Source organism: Kocuria aegyptia, from assembly GCF_039530085.1.
Lineage (GTDB): Bacteria > Actinomycetota > Actinomycetes > Actinomycetales > Micrococcaceae > Kocuria > Kocuria aegyptia.
In genome coordinates this window covers 672,888-694,509 of sequence record NZ_BAAAOA010000046.1, presented here as the reverse complement: position 1 = coordinate 694,509, position 21,622 = coordinate 672,888, and the positions used below count along the sequence as shown (strand labels likewise).

Here is a 21,622-nt window from a genome sequence, read left to right as displayed (position 1 = left end):
GGGTGAAAGCCGATGACCGCGGGCACGACCCGAACGGTCACGCGGGATGACCACGGCGAACACGCCGGGAGGCGGAGGCGGCCCACTATTGTGAGTCCATCGTGATAACGGTACGGTGGAGGGATGCAGACAACCGAACGCCTCGCACCGGACACCGCCCGGGCCGCCGCGTGGTCGGACCTGCTGCGCTCCCACGGCCGCCGGGTCACCAAGCAGCGGCTGGCCGTCCTCGACGCGGTGGACCGCCGCCCGCACTCCACTGCCGACGAGGTCCTCGCGGACGTCCGCACGGCGCTGCCGGCGATCACGCTCCAGTCCGTCTACGTGGTCCTCTCCGACCTCACCACCGTCGGCATGGTCCGCAAGTTCGAGCCGCCCGCATCGCCGGCCCTGTACGAGACCCGCACCGGGGACAACCACCACCACGCGTACTGCGTGCGCTGCGGAACCGTCGCCGACGTCGACTGCGCCGTCGGCCACACCCCGTGCCTCACGCCCTCCGAGCACCACGGCATGCAGCTGCTCACCGCCGACGTCGTCTACCAGGGCATCTGCGCCGACTGCCTCGCCGCCGGCCCGGCGCCCGCACAGTCCCCCTCCACGGCGGACTGACGGCCCGCCCGGCCTCAGCTCCTGTCCGGACCCTGCCCGGCCTCCGCCCCGGAGGACCCCGCCCGTCCCGGCTCCTTCTCCGCGGGCCCGTTCCCGACGGCATCCTTCTCGACGGGCTCGTCCTCCACCAGAGCCAGGAGGTCCCGGAGCTGGTCGGCGCTGAGGGTGGTCACCGGAGGGTGCGCGTTGATGCTGACCTTCCGCGCCCCGGCGTCGAGGGCGAAGCGCAGCGCCTGGCGGGCCGGTGCGGAGCGGACCTCCAGGGTGGTGTCCAGCACGGCGATCTCAGGCGCGGACGTGAACAGCATGAGGGTGTCCGGCGCGGCGCCCTCCTCCTGCGGCTTCGCGTACACGGGCACGGCCCGCCCGTCCTGCACGCGCGCACCCAGCAGCAGCACCGCGTCCGGGGCCAGGAGCCCGGCGAGCAGCTGCGACATGTTGTTCTCGAGCATCGCGGTCTTCACGGCGTCGTTGCGCGGGGCCCGCATCGCCCACTCGACCTGGGGCCGGCCGATCCGGCAGCCCCGGTGGGCGGGGTCGATGACCAGGTGGTCGTGCTGCGGGTCGTCCGCCAGCATCTTCAGCACCTTCACGGCGGACTCGCGCAGCAGCACGGGCGTCCCGCCCTCCGGGTGGTGGCGGTCGAACATGGCCTGGGCCTCCGCGGCCGAGGTGTACGCGGCGAGCGACCGCGTGCCGTCGGGCTCCCGCAGGGTCTGCACGCGCAGGGTCGACTCCGGCCCCACGGCCTCACCGCCCGGGCCCGCCACGAGGTCGCTCGCCGTGACGTCCAGCAGCAGGGAGCCCGCCATGCACTGGCGGACGACCTCGATCATCGCCTTGTTGTCCGGGGCGCTCACGAACCGGTCGACGGCCGCCCGCACCAGGGGGTGGACGACTCCCCCGGGGTCGGCCGGCTGCTCGGCGCCGGGGGCGAGGACGGGCAGCTCGACGCCGTCCCGCCGGGCCAGCTCGGCGGCCCACGCCGGGATCCGGGCGCGGGTCCGCGGAAAGCGCTCGAGGTGGGCCAGGACGTCCTGGGCCGTGAACGGGCCCTCGGTCCCCCACTGGCGGGGTTCGCCGTCGAGGTCGTAGGTCCCCCCGATCCGGTGGGTCGGCTCGGGCCAGCCCTCGGCGAGAATCACGACCGTGGCGGTGAACCACGTCCCGCGCCCCGGGACGTGGACGTTCTCCCGCAGCCGCTCGACGGCGGGGATGACGGCACTGTCCTCCTTGATGGGTCCCGCGGTGCCGGGCACCACCTCCTGGCCCCGCTGCTCGCGCACGCTCAGGTGCACGCGCCCGCCCTGGACCTTGAGGTCCACGACCATCCGGTCCCACCCCGGCTCCGTGCGCAGCACGGAGAGCACCCACGAGCCGATCGTGTTCAGCAGCTCCTGCCGGGCCGGTCCGGGGGTCGGGGTGGCGGGGGTCTCGCTCATGCGGTGGCTCGTTCCCGGCCCGCGGGGGGCCTATGACGATCGTGGTGGTCAGGGGGCGGGCGCGGCGCCGCCGGGCTCCGGAGGTCCCGTCCCCACCCTACCCATGCGGCCCCCGGTCGCGGCAGGCGGAACGGCCGTCCGGCACCGCGCCGACGCACCGGGCGGCGCCCGCCGTGACGCGCCCGCACCCGCGAGGGTTGCTAGCCTGGACGCATGACGAAAACGCTGCAGGATCTGATCGACGAGTCGATCTTCATCTCGACCGAGTACCAGGCCAGGCTGGCCGAGCTGACCCAGGGCGCCGGGTGGGACGTCGACTTCTCCGCGCCGGCGTTCACCCTGCAGACCGAGCCCCCCGTGACCCTCACCCCCTACCTGCTGGGCACCGAGTCCGCCTCCCGCGGGACCTGGATCTGGTCCTGGCAGGAGCTGGGCCACTTCCCCGCCGAGGTGGTCTCCGCGGCGGTCCAGGCCCGCGAGGCCGGGGAGCGGCTGGGCGTGGACGAGCTGTCCACCGACGAGCTGCCCGTGGCCGAGGGCCTGGCCCGCCGGCTGACCCTGGCGGCCAAGGCGGTGACGGGCGTGTACGCGCACTACCCCGCCGGAGCGGGTGGCGGCGTGACCGCGTGGCTGCTGCTGGACGGACCGGAGTTCGAGCTGCCGGAGCTCACCGTGGAGCGGATGATGCGGGTCATCGCCGAAGCGCTGACCACGGACACCGCGGTGGACCACAACCTCGCCGTCGACTCCTACGCCAAGCTGCGCGGCGCCCACATCGAGTGGGACACCGAGGCCACGTGCGTGGTGACCGTCCGGGACGGCGCGCAGCGGTTCTGGTTCGACGACCACCAGATCTCCGGCGTCGAGCCCGCCGAGCCGGCCGTGGGCCCCGAGATCCTGGTGGACCTGGTGGCCGACGCCCGCGCACGCGCCGCCACCCTGCGCCAGGACCGCGCCGCCGCCGAGGCCACGGCCGCTCGGCAGGAGGCCGAGCCGCGGAGCGCCGCGGCTGCAGCACCCGCCGAGACCCCGGTGTCCGAGAAGGCCCCGCAGGAGCAGGCCGAGCCGATCGAGGTGCCCGACTTCGTCGAGACGGAGCACGCGCGGGCCCAGCCCGAGCCGGCCGAGGAGTCCCCGGAGGCGGAGGAGCCGGCCGCCGCGCACGCCGGTGCGGACCTGCCGTTCGACCAGGAGCCCTCGGACCGGGACGTGCGCCCGGGCCGCGTGAGCACCACGGTGGTGCCCGGCCCCGAGCCGGTCGGGCCGGCCCCCGAGGAGGTGCCCGAGGCCGCGTCCGCCCCGCGCCCGGAGCCCGTCGCGGCGCCGAAGGCGGAGCGCGAGGTCGAGCGCGAGGTCGTGGCCGGCCCCGGCGTGCCGGACAGCGCCGGGACGGAGCCCGTGGTGGAGGGCGAGGAGCCCGCCGAGGAGGAGCAGGGCGAGCGGAGGAAGGGCTTCTTCAGCCGATTCTTCGGCCTCTGACCCCCGGCGGTACCCTCGAGCGTGACCGCATACAACACCGCGCCCGGCCCGGAGCCCGACGAGCAGTCGAGGACCCGGGCCGGTCTGCTGGCCGGATTCGGGGCCTACGGCATCTGGGGCCTGCTGCCTCTCTACTTCGTCGTCCTGGACCCGGCCGGCCCCTTGGAGATCGTGGCGCTGCGCGTGCTCTTCTCCCTGGTGTTCTGCCTGGCGCTGCTGGCCCTCACCCGGCAGCTGGGCACGCTGGGACGGGCGCTCCGCTCCCCCCGCACCCTGGCCGCACTCGCTCTCGCGGGCCTGCTCATCGGGATCAACTGGTTCCTCTACGTGGTCGCGACGACCACAGGGCACACCATCGAGGCCTCCCTGGGCTACTTCATCAACCCGCTCGTGGCCATCCTGCTCGGCGTGGTGGTGCTGCGGGAGCGGATGCGGGCCCTGCAGTGGGCAGCCGTGGGGATCGGGTTCGTCGCGGTCGTGGTCATGGCCGTCTTCTACGGCAGCGTGCCCTGGCTCTCCCTCGGCCTCGCCTTCTCCTTCGGCCTCTACGGGCTGGTCAAGAACCGGATGGGCGGGGCCTTCCCCGCCGTCGTGACCCTGACCGTGGAAACGATGGCCCTGACTCCCGTGGCCGCGGTGGTCGTGGCGGCGCTGGCGGCGGACGGGTCGCTGACCCTCGGGACGGAGGGAACGGGCCACGCGCTGCTGCTGCTGGCCGCCGGAGTGATCACGGCCGTGCCGTTGATCCTCTTCGGCGCCGCGGCGAGCCGGCTGCCGCTGAGCACCGTGGGCATGATCCAGTACCTGACTCCCATCATGCAGTTCCTCCTGGCCGTGCTCGTCCTCGGCGAGCAGATGCCCCTGGAGCGCTGGGTGAGCTTCTGCTTCGTGTGGCTCGCGGTGCTGCTGCTCGTGCTGGACGCGGTGCGCACCCCGCGGGCCCGCCGCGCCTGAGCGCCCCGTACGGGACCTGACCCGCCGGGCCCGGCCCGCGCATGACCTGCGGCGCCGGATCCGGTCCGTGCAGGACCTGCCGTGCCGGAGCCGACCGCACCGGGCACGCCGCGCCCGGGTCCGGGGAGACGGCCGGCAACGAGCAGGAGGGCTCCTGGCACCGCGCGGTGCCAGGAGCCCTCCTGCTGTACCCGGGGCCCGGATGGGGTCAGGTCGTGCGGACGTAGTCGTCGCTGCCGAAGCCCTGGTCGTTCTCGTCCACCTCCGGGGTGCGCCGGAGGTGGACGACGGCGGCGATGAAGCCGCCCCAGACCGTGCACACGGCGACGACGAGCATGATGATGGCGGGAGTGGTCATCGGGGGTCCTCCTGGGATCCGGTGGTGCTGGACGTGGCGCCGGAGCTCCAGGGGGCCCGGCCGGTCTCCCCGGCGGGGGCCTCCGCGTGCCGGCCCGTGGAACCGGCCGTGCCCTCGGCGAGGGATCGGTAGGAGAAGTCCTGGTCGAGGGCCGGGGTCCGCAGCGCGGTGTCCGACCAGCGCGAGAGCGGCTGGCCGCCCTGCAGCCGGCGCCGGTCCACGGAGGCGTCGACGATGGCCGGCGACGGGCTGAGGTCCGAGGCCGCCGAGCCCGCCGGCCACGGCAGCCGGGAGAGCAGCAGCGCGACGACGATGATCGCGAGGGCCGTGCCCCAGCCGAACGTGTTGACGAACCACGCGGGCATCTCGCCGTAGCCCTCCGCCAGGGTGGTGGTCAGCGTGTTGATGAGGATGTAGCCCAGCATGATCGGGGTGATCCCGCCGACCACGACCATCCAGGTGCGGCCCAGCGTGAAGGAGGACACCGAGTTCAGGTGGTCCCGCAGGGTGGGCAGCGCGGAGAAACCGGCCGTGAGCAGCATGATGGACACCAGTGCCGCGGCGACGATGCCGAACTGGTTGACGAAGTTGTCCGTGACGTCCAGCAGGTTCAGCCCCGTGGTGGTGGTGAACAGGGCCAGGGAGATCAGCGCCATGGGCACCACGACGGCCACCACTGCGGTGCGCCGGCGCAGGCCCAGCTTGTCCTGGGCCGCGGCCACGACGACCTCGACGATCGACACGAGCGAGGTGAAGCCCGCGAAGGTGAGGGTCGCGAAGAAGAGCACGCCGATGAGCGTGCCGAGCGGCGCCTGGGAGATGATCGTCGGGAACGCGATGAACGCCAGGCCGATGCCCGAGGTCGCGACCTCGTCCACGCCCACCCCGGAGACCCCGGCCATGAACCCCAGCGCCGCGAAGACGCCGATGCCGGCGAGGATCTCGAAGCTGGAGTTGCCGAAGCCGACCACGAGCCCGGAACCGGTGAGGTCGGTCTTCGGCTTGAGGTAGGACGAGTAGGTGATCATGATGCCGAAGCCGACCGAGAGCGAGAAGAAGATCTGGCCGTAGGCGGCGACCCACACGGCGCTGTCCGTCAGGGCCCCCCAGTCCGGCGTGAAGAACGCGTTGAGACCGTCGGTGGCGCCCGGCAGGGTCAGCGCGATGACCACGATGGTGAGGAACATCAGCACCAGCAGCGGGATCAGCACGAGGTTCACCCGGCCGATGCCCTTCTGCACGCCCAGCAGCAGCACCACGAGCAGCGCGATCCAGGCGACGGCCGTGACGGCCAGCACGTTGGGGACGAAGTCGAGGCCCACGCCGACCTCCTCGGAGGTCTGCAGGACGTCCGAGAGGAAGAACGTGCCGGGGTCGTCCCCCCAGGCCTTGCCGAAGGAGAAGTAGGTGTACAGCATCGCCCAGCCGAGGATGACGGCGTAGTAGACGGCGATCACGAAGCTGATGCCCATCTGCCACCAGCCGATCCACTCGGTCTTCGGGTGCAGGCGGCGGTAGGCCAGCGGCGCCGAGGCGCGGAAGCGGTGGCCGATGCCGTACTCGAGCATCAGCAGCGGCAGGCCGGCCGTGAGCAGCGCGACGAGGTACGGGATCAGGAACGCCCCGCCGCCGTTCTCGTAGGCGATGTAGGGGAAGCGCCAGATGTTGCCGAGGCCGACGGCGGAGCCGATCGCGGCCAGGATGAAGACGGTGCGGCTGGAGAACGCCTCGCGGGGCGCGGCGGCACGGCCGGGTGGGGACTGTGGGGTCATGGTCGTCCTCGGGTGCGGGAAGTGGTCTGGGGACGGCTCCAGGCTAGCCCGTGGGACCGCGGGAACCACACCCGGCGCGACGGCCCTCGGCCGCGCCCGAGCGGCTCAGGCCTCGCGGTGGACGACGGCGTGCGCGAACGCCACGAGCGCGCGCTTGGCCACCGTGTCCGGCAGGGGCTCCAGGGAGGCGATGGCCTCGTCGGCCCACTGCCGGGCGATCCGCCAGGCCTCCTCGGTGGCGCGGTGCCCCGAGACCGCGGCCACGGCCCGGGCGAGGGCCTCGTCCGAGGTGAGGTCGCCGTCGAGGAGCGCGAGGGCGCGGACCGCCTCGTCGTCGCCCTCCCCCGCCATCCGGCGCAGGATCAGCACGGGCAGGGTGGGCACCCCCTCGCGGAGGTCGGTGCCGGGCGACTTCCCGGACACCTCGTCCTCGCCGGTCACGTCGATCACGTCGTCGGCGAGCTGGAAGGCGATGCCCACCTTCTCCCCGTACTCGACCATCACGTCCACGACGTCCTGCTCGGCCCCGGCCAGGACGGCGCCGAAGTGCCCGCACGCCGCGATGAGGGAGCCGGTCTTGCCCCCCAGCACGTCGAGGTAGTGCTCCAGCGGGTCCTGCCCGTCGCGCGGGCCGACCGTCTCGTGCAGCTGGCCGAGCACGAGCCGCTCGAACGTGTCCGCCTGGATCCTGAGCGCGCGCTGGCCGAGCTCCGAGACCATCGACGAGGCGCGGGCGAAGATGAGGTCACCCGTGAGGATGGCCACCGAGTTGCCCCACACGGTCTGCGCGGTCGCGACGCCGCGCCGCAGCGGCGCGGAGTCCATGACGTCGTCGTGGTAGAGGGTCGCCAGGTGCGTGAGCTCGACGACGGCCGCGGACTCGAGGACGGCGTCGTTGATGCCGCCGCCGATCTCCCCCGCCAGCACGGTCAGCAGGGGCCGCACGCGCTTGCCGCCGGCCTGGAGCAGGTGGCGGGAGGTGATGTCGGCCAGGTGGTCGGCGCTGCGCACCGCCTCGTCCAGCCGCTCCTCGATCCGGGCGAGCGCCCCCAGCACGACCGGCCCCAGCCGGTCGTCGGACGCGATGAGGTCGAAGCCGGCGGGCAGCTTCACCTGATCGGTGCCGGGACCCGTGGCGGGGCCGTCGGCGCTCGAGGAGGAGGATTCAGTCACGGTCCACTACTCTAGCGAGTTTTCGGGGGGCGGGTGTTGCCGGTCGCGGGCGTCAGGGCGTCCAGGAGGCCGACCACGCGGTCCTCCCACGTGGCGGCGGGACGGTCGGAGAGCTCCGTCATGACCCGGACCACGAAGCGCATCAGCGCGGGCACGGCCATGCCGGTGCGCACGGCGGCCTGCATCACGGCTGGGCTGCCGATGAGCTGGGCCAGGACCCGGCCCTGCGTGAAGTGGGCGCCCCACTCCTGCCGGACCCGGTCGGGGTAGCCGGCGAGCACGAGCTCCCGCTGGGCCGGGCCGTTGGCGGCCGCGGCCGCCACGACGTGCTCGGCGGCGTAGCGGGCGGACTCCATCGCGTTGGAGATCCCCTCCCCGTTGAACGGGGAGACCAGGCCGGCGGCGTCGCCCAGCAGCAGCATCCCCGGGACGTGGTGCGGTGTGCGGTTGAAGGCCATCGGCAGGGCCGCGCCGAGCACGCGGCCGCGGCGGTGGGCCTCGTCGAACGTCCATTCGGCGGGCATGGACGCCGTCCAGTCGGCGAGCACCTTCCGGTAGTCCAGGGCCCCGAACGCCGGGGAGGTGTCCAGGATCCCCAGCCCCACGTTGGCGGTGCCGTCCCCGACGCCGAAGACCCACCCGTAGCCGGGCAGCAGCGCCCGCTGCGGGTCCGTGCCGTCGGTGAGCTCCAGCCAGCCCTCCATCCAGTCCAGGTCCGTGCGCGGGGACTCGAAGTAGGCGCGCACCGCCACCCCCATCGGCCGGTCGTCCCGCTTGTGCAGCCCGGCGGAGACCGCGGTGCGGGAGGAGTTGCCGTCGGCGGCGAGCACGACGTCGGCGCGGTGCTCCTCGGTCTCGCCGGTGCGCCGCCCGGCGGCGTCGAGGACGTTGGCGCGGGCGCCGACGACCCGGCCGGTGCCGTCGCGCAGCACCCCGGACACGGCCCGGCGCTCGAGGACCCGGGCCCCGGCGGCGCGGGCGTGCCCGGCCAGCTGCTCGTCGAAGCCCAGCCGGGTGCGCACGAGCCCGTAGGGCGGGAAGTCGCTCAGTTCGGGCCACGGCACCTCGACGCTGCGCTCGCGGGCCACGAGCCGCAGCCCCCGGTTGCGGGTGTAGCCGAGCTCGGGCCCGTGCGGGAGGCCCATGAGCTGCATCTCGCGCACGGCGCGCGGGGTCAGCCCGTCGCCGCAGACCTTCTCCCGCGGGAACGCGGTCTTCTCCAGGACGGTGACCTCGATCCCGTGCGCGGCGAGCCAGTACCCGGCCGTGGCGCCGGCCGGCCCGCCGCCGAGGACGAGGGCCCTCATCGGGCGGGGGCGTCCGCGGCGGGCTTGACCGCCCGGTGCACGGCCACGATGCCGCCCGTGAGGTTGCGGTACTGCACGCCGGTCCAGCCGGCCGCGAGGATCTCGGCGGCGAGGTCCTCCTGGTCCGGCCACGCCGCGATGGACTCGGCGAGGTACCGGTAGGCCTCCGGGTTGGACGCCGCGCGCGCGGCGATCCCGGGCAGCGCCTTCATGAGGTACTCCGTGTAGACGGTGCGCAGCGGGGCCGCCGTGGGGGTCGAGAACTCGCAGATCACGAGCCGGCCGCCCGGACGGGCGACCCGCAGCATCTCGGCGAGCGCGCGGCGGTAGTCCTGGATGTTGCGCAGGCCGAAGGAGATGGTCACGGCGTCGAAGGACGCGTCCGCGAACGGCAGCTGCGTGGCGTCGGCCTGGACGAACTCGATGTCGGGGCGGCGGGCGCGGCCCACCTCGAGCATTCCGAGCGAGAGGTCCGCGGCCACGACGTCGACGCCCGCGTCCGCGTACGGCTCGGACGAGGTCCCGGTCCCGGCGGCGAGGTCGAGGACCTTCTCCCCCGGCACGGCGCCGACGGCCTCCGCGACGACCCTGCGCCAGCCGCGGGTCCGCCCCAGCGAGAGGATGTCGTTGACGAGGTCGTAGCGGGGCGCCACGTCGTCGAACATGGCGGAGACTTCGTGCGGCTGCTTGGACAGGTCTGCTCGGTTCACCCGGTCATTGTCGCACCTCGTCCCGACGGCCCCGCCCGGGTCCTCCCCGGCGGCTCCCGGCGCCCCGCCCCGGCGCCCCTCCCGCGGGAGCGCGGCCCGGGGCTGTCCGGGGGGCGGCTTAGACTGGTGGGCGATGTCTTCCACCGCCCCCGCAGCCGACCCCGCAGCCGCAGCGCCGGTTCCCGTGCTGCACGCCCTCACGGTGCCGCTGTCCGCACTGGGCGCGGATCCCGCGGACGTCCCGGACCTGCGGGAGCTGCTGGCCGGGCCGGAGCTGCTCACCTGGACGGTGGACGGGCGCGGCCTCGTGGGCTGGGGCCGGGCGGCCGAGCACACGGTGCGCGGCGCGGACCGGTTCACGGCCGCGCGCGTGTGGTGGGACGACCTGGCCGCCGCCGCCGTGGTCGAGGACCGTGTGGGGGTGCCCGGGACCGGGCTCGCGGCGTTCGGCGCCTTCACGTTCGCGACCGGTTCCGCCGTGGACTCCGGGCTCGTCGTCCCGGAGCTGCTCGTGGGCCGCCGGGACGGCGTCGCGTGGGCGAGCCTCGTGGTGGCTGCGGCACCCGGGGCCCCCTTCGTGCTGGGCGCCGACGACGTCGCGGCCGCCTGGCTGCGCCGGGTCGGGCCCGTCCCCGGCCGCGCGCCCGCCGCGAGCGGGCCGACCCCGGCTCCGGCCGTGGTCCGGCTGTCCTCCGGCACGCTGGGCGAGCACGAGTGGACGGAGGCGGTGCGCGACGGCGTGGAGCGCATCCGTTCCGGCCGGCTGGAGAAGCTCGTGCTGGCCCGGGACGTCGTGGCCCGCACGGACGCCCCGCTGGACGCCGTGGCCGTGGTGAGGGACCTCGCCCGGCGCTACGAGCAGTGCTGGACGTACTGCGTGACCCTCGGGGGCGACCCCGCGGGCAGGGGCCGGCTGATGGGGGCCACCCCCGAGATGCTGGTCCGGGTCCTCGACGGCGTCGCCCACGCCCGCGTGCTCGCGGGCACCCTGGACCGGGACGCCGCGCCCCCGGACGAGGACCCGCACGAGTACGCCGCGCGGGTGCTCGGCGAGTCCGAGAAGCAGCAGCACGAGCACGGGTTCGCGATCGACTCCCTCGAGGCGTCGCTGGCGCCCTACACCGACGCCGTCACGACCTCCCCGGAGCCGTTTATCCTCGAGCTGCCCAACGTGTGGCACCTCGCCTCGGACGTCACCGCCGCGCTGCGGCCGGGCCCGGCCGGGGACCCGCCGTCCTCCCTCGAGCTCGCCGAGGCCCTGCACCCCACCGCCGCGGTGTGCGGGACGCCCACGGCCGTGGCCGCCGCCACGATCCCGGAGCTGGAGCAGATGGACCGGGGACTGTACGCGGGCCCCGTCGGCTGGCTCGACGCGGCCGGCAACGGGGACTGGGGCATCGCCCTGCGCGGGGCCGTGCAGGAGGACGAGCGCACCGTGCGGCTCTACGCCGGGTGCGGCATCGTGGCCGCCTCCGACCCCGAGGCCGAGCTGGCCGAGACCTGGGCGAAGCTGCGGCCCATGCTCCAGGCCCTGGGGCAGCGCGCCGCCGGGGCGCCGGAGCGCCTCGTGCCCGCCCCCGGGCTGTCCGCCGGCTGAGCCCGGCGCGGGGATCGCCCCGTATCCTGGTCCCCGAACACGGTCGGGGTCACCGCCCCGCAGAGCCGGCTCCGTGCCCGGCCCGACCGTGCCGACGCCCGCTGCTCCCACCGGAGGAACCTGTCATGCCCCGTCCGACGACCCGACCGTCCCGCGCGCACGCCCTGGCGGCGCTGTCCGCGATCGCCGCCCTGGCCCTGACCGCCTGCACGTCCGAGAGCTCCACCGGGGACGCCGCGGACGGCGGCGGGGAGGCTGCGGGGGCCACCGGGTCCTCGGCCGTGGCCCTGGTGGAGCCCGGGTTCCTCACCGTGTGCTCGGAGTCGAACTACCCGCCGTTCGAGATGGAGGAGGGCGGCGAGATGGTCGGCCTCGACATGGACCTCGGCCGGGAGATCGCGAAGGACCTCGGCGTGCAGATGAAGAACCTCACGCTGGCCTTCGAGTCGATCCAGTCCGGTGCGGCCCTCGAGACCGACCAGTGCGACGTGGCGATCTCCGCCCTGTCCATCACCGAGGAGCGGCAGACCGTGATGGACTTCTCCGACCCGTACTACGACAACGAACTCGGCCTGGTGACCGACGGCGAGGACGGGGTCGGCTCGATCGACGCCGCCCGCGAGCAGCAGGTGCGGGTGGGCGTCATGCAGGGCACGGTCGGCGAGACCCAGGCCCGGGAGCTCGGCCTCGACGCCGTCCAGTTCGAGGACGCCACCACGCTGTTCACCGGGCTCAGCACCGGCAGCGTGGACGCGGTGCTCGACGACGTCACCGCGATCGCGCAGCACGCCCAGGACGACCCGGACTTCGTGGTCCAGGACACCGCGGACCTCGACGACCAGCTCGGCGTGGCCGTGACCAAGGGCGACGAGGCGATGCTCGGCGCGGTCGACGCCACCCTGGACCGCATCGAGGAGGACGGCACGCTCGAGCAGATCGTCGACACCTGGATCCCCGTCCGGCAGAACTGACCCGGCGCCCCGCACCCGGGGCGCCGGCCCTGTCACCGTCCTACCCGTACCACCCAGAACGGACCATCCCATGGCCATGACCATGCACCAGAGAGCACGCCTCTCCCGCGGCGTCCAGTACGCCGTCCTGATCCTCGTCGCCCTCGCGCTGATCGCGCTCGCGGACTGGCCGCTGCTGGTCGACAAGGTGTTCAACCCGGACATCGCGGCCCAGCAGTTCCCCGGCATCATCGTCGTCGCGCTGAAGAACACCCTCATCTACACGTTCCTCGGCTTCGTGGTCGGCCTCACCGGCGGTGTGGTGCTCGCGCTGATGAAGCTCTCGTCCGTGGCGCCCTACCGGTGGCTGGCCACCATCTACATCGAGTTCTTCCGCGGTGTCCCCGCCCTGCTGGTCTTCCTCGCCTTCGGCTACGGCATTCCGCTGGCCTTCGGCTTCCGCTTCAACCACTACGTCACGGTCATGATCGCCCTGGGCCTCGTGGCCGCCGCCTACATCGCGGAGTCCCTGCGCGCGGGCCTGCAGGCCGTGCCGAAGGGTCAGTACGAGGCCGCGCGCTCCCTGGGCATGTCCCACGCCCGGGCGATGGTCACGATCGTCATCCCGCAGGCGCTGCGGATCGTGCTGCCCCCGCTGACCAACGAGGTGATCCTGCTGACCAAGGACTCGTCGCTGGTCTACCTGCTGGGCATGGGCGTGGGCCAGTACGAGCTCACCAAGTACGGCCGCGAGGCCATCTCGGGGGCCGGGGCGGGCCTCACTCCCCTGGTGGTGGCCGGTGTCTGCTACCTCATCATCACGGTGCCCCTGGGCATCCTGACCCGCCGCTTCGAGTCCAAGACCGACCGCATGAAGAAGTCCTAGGAGCCTGACTGTGAGCACTGCATCCTCCCCCACTCCCCGGTCCGGGCCCACCGACGGCCTCGCGGACGCGGCCTCCGTCGTCATCGAGGATCTGCACAAGTCCTACGGGTCCCTCGAGGTCCTCAAGGGCATCTCCCTCAGCGTCGGCGCCGGTCAGGTGGTCTGCCTCATCGGCCCCTCGGGCTCCGGCAAGTCCACGCTGCTGCGCTGCGTCAACCTGCTCGAGACCCCTCAGCGGGGCCGGATCACGATCGGCGACTTCGAGGTCACCGACCCCGAGGCCGACGTCGACCGGATGCGCCGGCACGTGGGCATGGTCTTCCAGCAGTTCAACCTGTTCCCCCACCTGAACGTCCTCGAGAACTGCACCGTGGCCCAGCTCAAGGTGCTCAAGCGGGACAAGGCCGAGGCCGAGCGGGTCGCCCGCGGCAACCTGGAGCGCGTGGGCCTGGCCGAGAAGGCGGGCAACTACCCCGACCAGCTCTCCGGCGGGCAGCAGCAGCGCGTGGCGATCGCCCGTGCCCTGTCGATGGACCCGTCCCTCATGCTCTTCGACGAGCCGACCTCCGCCCTGGACCCCGAGACGGTCGGCGACGTGCTGGCCATCATGCGCAACCTCGCCGCCGAGGGCATGACGATGCTCGTGGTCACCCACGAGATGGAGTTCGCCCGCGACGTCGCCGACAAGGTGGTGTTCATGGACGGCGGGGTGGTCGTCGAGGAGGGCCCCGCCGCGGAGCTGATCCGCAGCCCGCGCGAGCCCCGCACCCAGGCGTTCCTCTCCCGCGTGCTCAACCCCACCCAGGTGCAGGCACCGGAGCAGTGACCTGCCGCGGCACGGGCCCGTCGTCCCCGGACGGCGGGCCCGTGCTCATGCCCAGGACAGCCCACCCCGGGCCCATCAGTATCGGGGGCAGGTGAATCACCCCCTGGCGGATCCCTGGGTGATTGCCTCATATGACCCGGATCACAGCTCTGCCAGGCTGGACGCAGCCGGGGGACGCACTGCCCGTCTCCCCGCTTCCTGCCTTGTCCACGCACTGCCCAGAGAGGTCCCGGGGAACATGACCCAACCACACACCCTCATCGCGGAGAACCCGCGGCTCGAGCGGAGGACCGCCCGCTTCGTGGCGTTCGTCATCTGCCTCGCCCTGCTCTTCGACGGCTACGATCTCGTGGTCTACGGCGTGGTCCTGCCGGGCCTGCTCGCCGACCCCACCCAGATCGGGCACCTGGAGCCTGCCGTGGCCGGCCTGGTCGGCTCCTACGCCCTGATCGGCGTGCTCCTCGGCTCCCTCCTCTGCGGGGCCATCGGCGACTTCTTCGGCCGCCGCCGGCTGCTGATCACCGGTGTCGCCTGGTTCTCCGTCGGCATGTTCGTCACCGCGCTCACCACCAGCGTGCTCGCCTTCGGCGCGATGCGCTTCCTCACCGGGATCGGCCTCGGCCTCGTGATCGCCACCGCCGGCGCCACCATGGCCGAGTTCGCCCCCGCCGGCCGCCGCCAGTTCTTCAACGGCATCGTCTACTCCGGCATCCCCGCCGGAGGCGTGTTCGCCGCCGTCATGGGCATCGCCCTGCTGGGAGACCTGAGCTGGCGCGGTCTGTTCATGATCGGCGCCCTCCCCCTCGTGCTGCTGGTCCCGCTCATGATCTGGAAGCTCCCCGAGTCCCCGCGCTGGCTGCTCACGCGCGGCCGGACCGAGCAGGCCGAGGCCGTCGCCCTCCGCACCGGCGTCCCGCTGATCGAGGAGCAGGTCATCCAGCAGGTCGGTGCCGCTCCGCGCAGGACCGGCTACGCGGCCGTGTTCTCCCAGCAGTTCGCCCTGGCCTCGATCCTGCTGGGCGTCATGTCCTTCTGCGGGCTGCTGCTCACCTACGGGCTGAACACCTGGCTCGCCGTCATCATGAACGGCTACGGCCACAGCGTCAGCCCGCTGTACTTCGTCCTCGTCCTCAACGGGTCCGCCCTGGTCGGCGGCCTCCTGGCCTCCCGTCTGGCCGACCGCACCGGCCCGCAGCGGATGATCGCCACCACCTTCGCGCTGGCCGCGATCGCCCTGGTCCTGATGACCTTCAGCTTCCCGCTGCCGCTGCTGTTCGCCTTCATCGCCGTGGCCGGCGTGGGCACCATCGGCACCCAGGTCCTGGTCTACGGGTTCCAGTCGAACTACTACACCACCAACGCCCGGGCCGCCGGTGTGGCGTTCTGCGCCAGCATGGGCCGGTTCGGCGGCATCTTCGGACCGATCATCGGCGGCTGGCTCGCCGCGGCCGGTCTCGGCGGCCCCCAGGCGTTCTACGTCTTCGCCGGCGTGGCCCTGCTCGGCGCCCTGGTCACCCTGGTGGTGCCCCACCAGCGCAGGCTGGAGGAGGCCGGGCACCAGGTGGAGGAGCTCGCCGGGCGGCCCCCGGAGGTCCCCGCCGAGCGCGCGGCTCCCGGCGTCCGCGGCTGATCCGCTCGCGGCACCGCGTCCGGGCCCCGCCCCCCGAGCAGGGGGGACGGGGCCCGTCCGCGTCCCCGGCCCGCCGGTGCCACGGGAAGAGGATCCCGTCAGCGCTCGTCCGCGTCCCGTGCGGCGGCCTGCGCGGTGGCGGCCCGGATCCGGGCGTGGAGGTCCCGCAGCCCGCGCCGGTCCACCGCGACCTCCAGGACCGAGCGCCCCCGCAAGGGCGCGGTGAGCGCCTGTTCGAGCTCGGCCACGCCGGCCGCACGCCGGTGGGCCACGCCGTAGCCGGCGCACAGTGCGTCCAGGCGGGCCTGGTGCGGGGTGCCGAAGAACCGCTCCACGACCGCCCGGTACTCCTCCTGCTCCCCCAGCGCGCCGTGCTCGAGGGTCGTGAAGATCCCCCCGCCGCCGTCGTTGAGCACCACCAGCTGCAGGTCGGGCTCGCGCTCGCCCGGCCCCAGCAGCAGGGACGAGGCGTCGTGCAGGAACGTCAGGTCGCCCAGGAGGGCGCGGACCGGCCGGCCTCCGCCGAGCGCGGCGCCGGCGGCCGTGGCCACGGTCCCGTCGATCCCGGCCAGTCCCCGGTTGGCGAGCACGAGCGGGGAGCCGGGGCCGGGCCGGGCGGCGAGGTCCAGGTCCCGCACCGGGTTGGAGGAGCCGGCCACCAGCACGGACCCGTCCCGCCGGCAGGCGTCCCACACGGCCGCGGCCACGGCCGGTCCCGTGGGCCGCGCCGCCGGCTCCTCGGCGAGCAGCCGGGCGACGGCGCCGTCCGCGGCGGCGCCCGCCGCGCGCCAGGCGTCCGACCAGCCGGGGGCGCCGCGGCCGGTGAAGGCGGCCGCCTCGGCCCAGCTCGTGAGCACCTGTTCGCGCCGGCGCCCGGGCTCGTACCAGGCCACGGGCGCGGGCCGCACGGCCGCCGTGGCGACGTCCTCGCGGGCGAGCAGGGCCCCGACCGGGCGGGAGAGCGTGGGCCGGCCCACGAGCAGGACCCGCTCGATCCGCCGCCCCAGCGGGGAGTCCAGCAGCAACCGGTAGGCCCCCACGGCGTGCGGTCCCCGGCGTGCGTTCGACGAGGGCTCCGCGAGCAGCGGCAGCCCGCACGCCTCGGCGAAGCGGGCGGCGTCCGGCCCCGCGCCGTCCCCGGCGACGACGACGGAGCGTGCCGTTCCCGCGGCCGCCCGCGGGGCGCCGACCGGCCCGGCCGACACGGCGGCCGGGCCCGGGTCAGGGCCCGGTGCCGTCCGGGCGGCCAGCAGCCGGGCCCGGTCCGCGAGCACCGGCCCGTCCGCCGGCGCGGGGTGCAGCGGATCGCGCAGGGCCACGTTGAGCTGGACCGGTCCGCCCGGCCGGGGCCCCTGCGGTCCACGGCCGGCCAGGGCGGCGAGAACTCCCGCGAGGCGGCCGGGCACGTCCTCGTCCGGGAGGAGGTCCACGGCGGCGCGGACGTGGTCGCCGAAGATCCCCGGCTGACGGGTGGTCTGGTTGGCGCCGGTGCCCCGCAGCTCCGGCGGACGGTCGGCGGAGAGCACGACGAGGGGAACCTCGGCGTGGTCGGCCTCCAGCACGGCGGGCAGCAGGTTCCCCACGGCCGTGCCGGAGGTGGTGAGCACCCCGGCCGGCCGGCCGGTGGCCCGGGCGATGCCGAGGGCGGTGAACGCCGCACCCCGCTCGTCCACGCGCACGTGGACCTCGAGCGCGCCGGCGGCGTGGGCGGCCGCCGCGGCGTAGGCCAGCGGCGCGGACCGGGAGCCGGGGGCCACGACGAGGTGCCGCATCCCGGCGGCGACGAGCTCCTCCAGGACGGCGCGGGCGGTGTCGAGGGACGGTGTGGTCACAGGAGACCAGGGTAGTCCGGGATCACCCCGGTCCCCGGCGCGCTGCGGGGCGGACCGGGGACCGGGTGCTCAGGGCGCCGCCGGGGGCGGGGCTCAGTAGGCGCGGGACGCGGCCCTCGCGGCCGCCTTCGTCTCCGCGGTGGCCTTGCCCCGGTAGCCGCGGTAGCGGGGCCCGCGCTCGCCGTTCTTGCGCCGCTTGTGCTGGTTGCGGCCCCTGCCCGGCCCGTCGTGGATCGCGCCGGGGAACCCGGGCTCCCCGTCACGGCCCACGGCGAAGACCTGGGCCACGGACGGCCGCGGCAGGGACCACTCGCCCTCGCCCTGGCGGGTCTCCACGACGTAGTCCGGGAAGTAGGAGCGGGGCTCCTCGAAGGAGCCGTCCTCGCCCGGGTGCTGTACGGCCACGTAGACCATCCGCTCGCGGTCGTGGACCACCGGGCCGCAGCACTCGGCGTCCTGCGGGACGGCGAGGAACTGCTCCACGTGGCCGCGCCGGCGCCCGGACAGGCCCACCTTGTACATGCCGTCGTTGTAGCCGATCGTGCCCGGGGCGCCGTCGGTGGTGATCCACAGGTTGCCCTCGGAGTCGAAGGCCAGGTTGTCCGGGCAGGAGATCGGGGAGACCTTCTCCACCGGGTAGCCGGAGAAGTACGTGGACGCGTTCTTCGCGGGGTCCCCGGCGAGCAGGAGGATGTTCCAGCCGAACTCGAGGGCGTCCGCCCGGTTGTCCCGCTCGGTGAGCTCGATGACGTGCCCGTCGCGGTTCTGGGTGCGGGGGTTCGCCTCGTCGGGACCGGCCTTGCCGTCGGTGCCGCGCTGGGTGTTGTTGGTGAGGGCCACGTAGAGCTTGCCGGTCAGCGGGGAGGGCTCGACGTCCTCGGGGCGGTCCATCTTGGTGGCGCCGGCCTTGTCGGCGGCGAGCCGGGTGTACACCAGCACCTCGTCGACCGCCATGCCCTCCACGGCGGACCTGCCTCCCACGACCAGGGGCAGCCACTGACCGGAGCCGTCGAACGCGCCGTCGGAGGGCAGCCGGCCGGAGCCGTCGATCTCTGCCTCGGTGTCCCCGGCGAACTTCGCGACGTAGAGGTCGCCGTCGGAGAGCAGGGTCATGTTGTGCGCCCGGTCGCCCTCGACGTACTTCTTCGAGGAGACGAACTTGTAGAGGTAGTCGAAACGCTCGTCGTCGCCGGAGTAGGCCACCACGGTGCCGTCCTCGGCCACGCGCACGTTGGCGCCCTCGTGCTTGAACCGGCCCAGGCCCGTGTGCTTGACCGGGGTGGAGGACGGGTCCTGCGGGTCGATCTCGACGACCCAGCCGAAACGGTTCGGCTCGTTCTCGTAGCCGGGCAGGGTCGAGTCGAAGCGGGGGTCCACCTCGTGCCAGCGCCGGCTCGGGGCGTCCGTGGAGATGCCGTAGCGCTTCTGCTCGGCGGAGCCGTTGCCCTTGAAGTACTGGTTGAAGTTCTCCTCGCCGGACAGGACGGTGCCCCAGGGCGTGGTGCCGCCGGCGCAGTTGTTCTGCGTGCCCAGCACCACGGTGCCGGTGGGGTCGTCCTTCGTCCTCAGCAGCTCGGAGCCGGCGGCCGGGCCGTCCACGGCGAAGGGCGTGCTCAGGGTGATGCGCCGGTTGCGGCTGCCGCCCCGCACGTAGGACCAGGGCCGGCCGGGCCCGGTGCGGGCGATCTCGACGACGGACATGCCGTGCGCGGCCATCGCCACCCGGGCCACGCGCTGCAGGTCCCCCAGCTGCTCGGCCGGGAACATGTTCGTCTCGTTGGTGTACTCGTGGTTGTTCACGAGCACACCGGTGCGCCCGCCGCGGTCCTGGAGGATGTCCAGGTAGTCCGAGTTGTAGCCGAACTGGCTCGCCTGGGACTCGGGGGTCTGGTTCAGCGGGTCGAACTCCGGGGAGTCGGCGAACAGCGGGTCGCCCCAGCGGATGATCGGGGACCAGTCGTAGCCCTCGGGCACGGTGAGGTCGTCCACGGTGTTCGGGACGGGGGCGATGGGCGTGAAGGAGAGCCCGGAGCGGCCGTGGGCCTGGGCGGCCTCGGGGGTCGTCCCGACGACGCCGACGGTCACGGCCGCCGCGGCCCCCAGGCCGAGGGCGGAGCGGCGGGACAGGGCGGCGCTCGCGATGTCCCGGAAGTAGCCGTTGCCGGAGGTGTTGCACTCCGGTCCGGCGCAGGCGTTGCCGCACTTGAGCTGGCAGGTGAGCGGGCTGCGCTTGCCGCGGGCGTGGCCCAGCATGGGCAGGAGGGTGCGCTTGGCGATGTCGGTCATGGCTCTCCCAGGAGATCGGGCCCGCGGGAGGACCGCGGCCGGGGAACGGGTGCTCCGCCACTGCACCACCGCCCGGTGAGGCGCCGGGGGCGGGTGCGCGAACCGCGGGTGAACGGACCGTGACCGGGCGGGGACGGATCGTCCCTGGTCAGCGGGTCCGCCTCCGGGTGAATTCACTCGGAGAAACAAAGCGCCGGTGGATTCCGTGGCCACCCCGGTTCTGGGATGCTCGTCCCGTCAGGCCGTCCCATCCGTCCAGCGCCCCGGACCGTGACCGGGAACTTACGGAAGACCCCCCTCCTTCTGCATCGTCCGTCCACGGGCCGAGCCGGGCGCGGCGGCAGTGCCGGTCCGGACTCGGGCGCAGGAGGCGTGAGATGCACACAGGATCAGAGGCGGGGCTGCTCTCCCCGCAGGAGCACGGGGAACCCGGTGCGCCGGAGCACGGCGCGCACGGGCACCGGCGGGCGGCCGTGGACTGCCTGAGCGTCCACCGCGCGTGGGACCTCCGCCCCGGGGACTGCCTGCACGGACGGATCATCGCCTCCGTCCGCGGCGTGGTGGGGCTCGCCTGCAGCCCCGTGGCGGTCTTCTCCTTCACCGGCGACGACCCCGAGCACACGGCCCAGACGCGGATCGGCGCCGCCCACCCCGACATGGAGCTCGGCTGCGACGACGTGCGGCGCGCCGCCCGGGCATGGGTCCGCCGCCACGGGCTGCACGAGGGCGAGCCCGTGGACCTGGACCAGCTCCGCGCCGACGTCCTGGGGGACGCGGCTCACGGCTGAGGCGCGTCCCCGACCAGGGCGTGCACGCGCCTCAGCCGCTCCAGCCACCACCGGCGCCGGTCCGCGGGCACGGCGTGGCGCTCCAGCAGCGCGGGGTCCGGGACCGCGTCCCGCAGCTTGAGCATCCCGCCCACCGGCCGCAGCGGTTCCCGCAGGACGTCCGCCCGCATGAGGGACACCGTCCCGAGGCCGCAGGCATACGGGAGCTCCGGCAGGGCGGCGGCGAGCGCGAGACCCGCCCTGATGCCCACCGAGGTGTCCAGGGCGGAGCTGACCACCGCGGGCAGCCCCGCCCGGGAGACCAGGTCCAGGGCCCGGCGCACTCCGCCGAGCGGGGCGGCCTTGACCACGAGCAGGTCGGCCGCGCCCGCCCGGGCCACCGCGAGAGGGTCGTCCTCCTTGCGCACGGACTCGTCCGCGGCCACGAGCACCGGCACGCCCCGGTCGGCGAGGCCCTCCCGGACGGCGGCGAGGCCCGCGATCGTGGGCACGGGCTGCTCCGCGTACGCGAGCCCGTGCCGCCCGAGCCGCTCCAGGGCCGCGAGGGCCGTGGGCACGTCCCACCCGCCGTTGGCGTCCACCCGCAGCTCGGCCTCCGGCAGCAGGGCCCGCACGGCCGCGACCCGGGCGTCGTCGTCCCCCGGGCCCTGCCCGCGCTCGGCGACCTTGATCTTCACGGCGCGCACCCCGCCCCCGAACCCTGCCAGCACCTCCGGGACACGCGCCGCCGGGACGGCGGGCACGGTCGCGTTGACGGGGATGCGCGTGCGCCGGGGTGCCGGGAAGCCGTGCCACGCGGCGTCGACCGCGGCGCGCAGCCAGGCGCCGGCCTCGGCGTCCCCGTACTCGGGGAACGGGCCGAACTCCCCCCACCCCGCGGGCCCGCGCAGGAGCACCGACTCGCGCACGTCGACGCCGCGGAAGCGCACCCGCATCGGGAGGGCGACGACGTGCGCGTGCGCGATCAGGTCGTCGAGCGGGGGCAGGACCGGGGCGGGGAGCATGCCCCCAGCCTAGGGC

Annotated in this window: 18 protein-coding genes; 9 read left to right on the top strand and 9 right to left on the bottom strand. The window is 74.3% G+C overall.

Annotated elements, in window-relative coordinates; genetic code table 11:
* Positions 1-123: 123 nt before the first annotated feature.
* Complete coding sequence (locus ABD220_RS17480; protein ID WP_344124752.1) at positions 124-612, top strand: Fur family transcriptional regulator; 489 nt, start codon at positions 124-126, stop codon at positions 610-612.
* Between the two features lie 14 nt (positions 613-626).
* Here the strand turns inward: ABD220_RS17480 and ABD220_RS17475 are convergent, their stop codons facing one another.
* Complete coding sequence (locus ABD220_RS17475; protein ID WP_344124751.1) at positions 627-2,054, bottom strand: SseB family protein; 1,428 nt, start codon at positions 2,052-2,054, stop codon at positions 627-629.
* Positions 2,055-2,267: 213 nt separating this feature from the next.
* Between ABD220_RS17475 and ABD220_RS17470 the strand changes: the two genes are divergently transcribed.
* On the top strand, positions 2,268-3,533 hold the full coding sequence (locus ABD220_RS17470) for a DUF6882 domain-containing protein (RefSeq protein WP_344124750.1): 1,266 nt from the start codon (positions 2,268-2,270) through the stop codon (positions 3,531-3,533).
* A 21-nt stretch (positions 3,534-3,554) separates the two neighbouring features.
* Positions 3,555-4,487: an EamA family transporter RarD gene (gene rarD / locus ABD220_RS17465; protein ID WP_344124749.1), complete on the top strand. Its 933-nt coding sequence runs from the start codon at positions 3,555-3,557 to the stop codon at positions 4,485-4,487.
* A 208-nt stretch (positions 4,488-4,695) separates the two neighbouring features.
* Here the strand turns inward: rarD and ABD220_RS17460 are convergent, their stop codons facing one another.
* The 5 genes from ABD220_RS17460 to ABD220_RS17440 all read right to left on the bottom strand — a co-directional run bounded on the left by ABD220_RS17460 (position 4,696) and on the right by ABD220_RS17440 (position 9,807).
* Positions 4,696-4,845, bottom strand: a complete 150-nt coding sequence (locus ABD220_RS17460) for a methionine/alanine import family NSS transporter small subunit (protein WP_344124748.1) — start codon at positions 4,843-4,845, stop codon at positions 4,696-4,698.
* Positions 4,842-6,617 (bottom strand): sodium-dependent transporter, encoded by a 1,776-nt coding sequence (locus ABD220_RS17455; RefSeq protein WP_344124747.1) that lies wholly within the window; start codon positions 6,615-6,617, stop codon positions 4,842-4,844. Before ABD220_RS17455 ends, ABD220_RS17460 begins: the two co-directional genes overlap by 4 nt.
* Positions 6,618-6,722: 105 nt before the next feature.
* Complete coding sequence (locus tag ABD220_RS17450; RefSeq protein WP_425552585.1) at positions 6,723-7,790, bottom strand: polyprenyl synthetase family protein; 1,068 nt, start codon at positions 7,788-7,790, stop codon at positions 6,723-6,725.
* Positions 7,791-7,801: 11 nt separating this feature from the next.
* Positions 7,802-9,097, bottom strand: a complete 1,296-nt coding sequence (locus tag ABD220_RS17445; protein ID WP_344124746.1) for a geranylgeranyl reductase family protein — start codon at positions 9,095-9,097, stop codon at positions 7,802-7,804.
* Positions 9,094-9,807, bottom strand: a complete 714-nt coding sequence (locus ABD220_RS17440) for a demethylmenaquinone methyltransferase (protein WP_344124745.1) — start codon at positions 9,805-9,807, stop codon at positions 9,094-9,096. The genes ABD220_RS17445 and ABD220_RS17440 overlap by 4 nt, the downstream gene beginning before the upstream one ends.
* A gap of 133 nt (positions 9,808-9,940) precedes the next feature.
* On the opposite strand from ABD220_RS17440, the gene ABD220_RS17435 reads away from it, so the two are divergent.
* From ABD220_RS17435 to ABD220_RS17415, 5 genes are all read left to right on the top strand, one after another.
* Positions 9,941-11,404: an isochorismate synthase gene (locus ABD220_RS17435; RefSeq protein ID WP_344124744.1), complete on the top strand. Its 1,464-nt coding sequence runs from the start codon at positions 9,941-9,943 to the stop codon at positions 11,402-11,404.
* Between the two features lie 125 nt (positions 11,405-11,529).
* Positions 11,530-12,375 (top strand): ABC transporter substrate-binding protein, encoded by an 846-nt coding sequence (locus tag ABD220_RS17430; protein ID WP_344124743.1) that lies wholly within the window; start codon positions 11,530-11,532, stop codon positions 12,373-12,375.
* 70 nt (positions 12,376-12,445) lie between these two features.
* Positions 12,446-13,240, top strand: coding sequence for an amino acid ABC transporter permease (locus ABD220_RS17425; protein WP_344124742.1), 795 nt, complete (start codon positions 12,446-12,448; stop codon positions 13,238-13,240).
* A gap of 10 nt (positions 13,241-13,250) precedes the next feature.
* Positions 13,251-14,066: an amino acid ABC transporter ATP-binding protein gene (locus tag ABD220_RS17420; RefSeq protein ID WP_344124741.1), complete on the top strand. Its 816-nt coding sequence runs from the start codon at positions 13,251-13,253 to the stop codon at positions 14,064-14,066.
* A 238-nt stretch (positions 14,067-14,304) separates the two neighbouring features.
* Positions 14,305-15,696: an MFS transporter gene (locus ABD220_RS17415; protein WP_344124740.1), complete on the top strand. Its 1,392-nt coding sequence runs from the start codon at positions 14,305-14,307 to the stop codon at positions 15,694-15,696.
* Between the two features lie 98 nt (positions 15,697-15,794).
* On the opposite strand, the gene menD is transcribed toward ABD220_RS17415, so the two are convergent.
* Positions 15,795-17,528 (bottom strand): 2-succinyl-5-enolpyruvyl-6-hydroxy-3-cyclohexene-1-carboxylic-acid synthase, encoded by a 1,734-nt coding sequence (gene menD / locus ABD220_RS17410; RefSeq protein ID WP_344124739.1) that lies wholly within the window; start codon positions 17,526-17,528, stop codon positions 15,795-15,797.
* 93 nt (positions 17,529-17,621) lie between these two features.
* The gene (locus tag ABD220_RS17405; protein ID WP_344124738.1) at positions 17,622-19,814 is read right to left on the bottom strand and encodes a PhoX family protein; all 2,193 of its coding nucleotides are present in this window, start codon (positions 19,812-19,814) and stop codon (positions 17,622-17,624) included.
* Between the two features lie 377 nt (positions 19,815-20,191).
* Between ABD220_RS17405 and ABD220_RS17400 the strand changes: the two genes are divergently transcribed.
* Positions 20,192-20,602: a hypothetical protein gene (locus ABD220_RS17400; protein WP_344124737.1), complete on the top strand. Its 411-nt coding sequence runs from the start codon at positions 20,192-20,194 to the stop codon at positions 20,600-20,602.
* On the opposite strand, the gene ABD220_RS17395 is transcribed toward ABD220_RS17400, so the two are convergent.
* Positions 20,593-21,606, bottom strand: a complete 1,014-nt coding sequence (locus tag ABD220_RS17395) for an o-succinylbenzoate synthase (protein ID WP_344124736.1) — start codon at positions 21,604-21,606, stop codon at positions 20,593-20,595. The two genes, ABD220_RS17400 and ABD220_RS17395, sit on opposite strands and share 10 nt — an antisense overlap.
* Between the last annotated feature and the right edge of the window lie 16 nt (positions 21,607-21,622).